Source organism: Pseudofrankia coriaricola (assembly GCF_001854805.1).
In the GTDB taxonomy this organism is placed as follows: domain Bacteria; phylum Actinomycetota; class Actinomycetes; order Frankiales; family Frankiaceae; genus Pseudofrankia.
Map to the genome: position 1 here is coordinate 1 of NZ_MBLO01000177.1, position 2427 is coordinate 2427.

Genomic DNA, 2427 nt, shown 5'->3' on the forward strand with positions numbered 1-2427 from the left:
AGCGCGGGGCTGGCCTGATGCGTCGGCAGGCTCGTGACCGCGTGGATGGTCTCGGTCGTTGTCTGGCCGCCGGTCAGGGGCCCGCGGCGGCGGGTGATCTGGATGGCCTGGGCGGCGTGCGGGAAGTCGATCCCTGCGCGGACCTCGGTGGCCTTCACGGTCCGCCGCTCGGCGCGACCGTGGCCGCGGTTGGTCGTCCGGCAGGCGGTGCGGGCCTTTGTCCAGGGCAGGGCGGTGGGCTGGGCCGCAAGCGTCGGGCGGTTCGCCTTGACGATCGGCAGGTAGTGGGCGCCGTGCGCGACCAGCCAGTTGGCCGTGTCGTCCTGGGTGTGCAGCGCGTCGGCGGTGATGACGGTGTCGGTCAGGTCGACGGTGGCGAGCAGGTCCTTGATCGTGGGGATCTCGTTGGTCTTCGCGTCGACGGCGCACTGGCCGAGCACGACGGCCTAGCGTTGGTCGAGCGCGGCGAGCAGGTGCCGGCCGGCCGTGTCACCGGCCCGGCTGCCGCGCAGGGTCTTCCCGTCGCCCGCGACCCGGCGCCGCTGGCCCTTGCCGGGCTCGGTCCTGCCGGCGACCCAGGCTCCCAGCGCCGCGTCCAGGGCGTCGGCGTCGAGCAGGGCGAAGACCCGGCGGAACGTCGAGACGTCCGGGACCCGGACGATCCCGAGCCGGCCGGCGACCGCCTCGCCGGCGTCGGCGGCCCATTCGGCGATCGCCGTGAACGAGCGGGCCCCGACGAGCACCGCGCACGTCGCCAGCGTGAGCACGACCGGCAGCCGGTGGCGCCGGCCACGGCGTTTCCGCGGGTCGACGACCTGCTCGGACACCGCGAGCAGATCCACCGGCGGCACCCGGCGGCCACCGACCGGCGCCACGGCGGCCAACTGATCCAGGACAGGGACAGCCGACGATAATGGTGCGGCGGGCATGGCACCTCGAGGACGATCAGGCTGGCGTAGGAACCTCCATGATCATCCGAGGGTCATGCCCGTCCTCTTTCGGCCCCGCCCACCAGCACCAACCCGCGCCCTGGAACCACCGGAAACCCTGGAACGGAAATGAACGTAACTATGGGCGCGTCGGAATGACCCCGGTGGCCCTTGCCCGCTCGGACGTGGGTGTGGCCGCTGGGGTGTGCGTGGTGGTCCGGAGCGCGACGGGTCAGATCGCGGCTGCCGGCTGGGCGAGGGTGACCTCGAAACCGAGGCGCTCGAGGCGGCGGACGGCGGCGGCAGCCTGTTTGTGGGTGTCTTGGCGGTTGCGGTGGTAGTCGGCGCCGAGCTCCCGGTAGCGGGTGTCGGGATCGTCGAGGAGGTGCCAGATCGTGGTCAGGACCGACCGGGAGACCGCGACGACCGCTTTCTGGGGGCCGCGGCTCGCGCGGATGCGCCGGTAGCGGTCGCCGAAGAACGTCTGGGTCCTCGCCAGCGAGAACACAACCTGGCCGAGGGCGCCGGCCAGGTAGCGGTTGCCTTTCGTGGTGCGCGCGGGGCTGGACCGGCCGGCGGACTGGTTGGCCTTCGGGGCCAGCCCCGCCCAGGACACCAGGTGCGCCGCGGTCGGGAACGCCGCCACGTCGGTCCCGACCTCCGCGAGGATCGTGTGCGCGGTCGCGAGGCTGATCCCGGGGATCTCGGCGAGCCGCTCCGCCGGGCCGAGCCGGGCCCCGCCGCCGGCCGGCGGCGGACTCTCGGGTGTCGGGCCGCCGGCGGCGGTGTCGGGAGATGGCGCGCCGCAGCCGGGGCCGGACCGGTCCTGGGCCGGGGCGTGGTCCGTCATGGCCGCGACGGCCTCGGCGATCGAGGCATCGAGCCGGGCGATGTCGCTGTCAAGCCGCTCGATCCGGTCGAGGATCATCGCGAGCACGAGGGCGTGGGCGTCCTCGAAACTGCCCCGGAACGCCCGGACCAGCTCGGTCCTCTTCCGCCGCAGCCGGCCGCGAGCCAGGTCCGCGAGCACCTCCGGGTCGCGTTCCCCGGCAACGAGCGCCGTGAGCATCGCCCGCCCGGACACCCCGAACAGGTCACTGGCCACGACCGACACCTTCAGCTGGGCGTCCTCGAGGAGCTTCTCCGCGCGCTGCATCTCCCGGGTCCGCTCACGGACCGCCGCGATCCGATAGCGGGTGAACAACCGCAGCTGCCGCTGCGGCCTGGCCGGGACGAAGCTCGGCGAGCACATCCCCCGCTCAGCGACCTTGCACAACCACACAGAGTCGATCTTGTCGGTTTTGGGTCTCCCCGGGAGGTGCTTGACCTGGCGGGCGTTGACCAGCCAGCACCGCAGCCCCGCCGCCTCGAGCACGTAGTACGGGGAACGCCAGTAGTCAGATGTTATCTGTAGTTTTCAAGATCGAATCTAGGGTTTTTGCAGGTCATGGCTGTCACGGACGCGTACGCCATGGGAGGGACAAAAGCAGCACCGAGG

The 2427-nt window shown here is 72.3% G+C and carries 3 protein-coding genes; all 3 read right to left on the reverse strand.

The genetic code is table 11. The features are described 5' to 3' along the window. The coding region (locus tag BCD48_RS53930; protein WP_241841897.1) for an ISAs1 family transposase at positions 1-440 on the reverse strand (440 nt) is incomplete at its 3' end. 6 nt (positions 441-446) lie between these two features. Continuing rightward, the gene (locus tag BCD48_RS53935) at positions 447-842 is read right to left on the reverse strand and encodes a transposase family protein (protein ID WP_241841736.1); all 396 of its coding nucleotides are present in this window, start codon (positions 840-842) and stop codon (positions 447-449) included. A 319-nt stretch (positions 843-1161) separates the two neighbouring features. Continuing rightward, entirely contained in the window at positions 1162-2337 is a 1176-nt protein-coding gene (locus tag BCD48_RS21270; RefSeq protein ID WP_274536562.1) for an IS110 family RNA-guided transposase, read from the reverse strand. Positions 2338-2427: the final 90 nt, after the last annotated feature.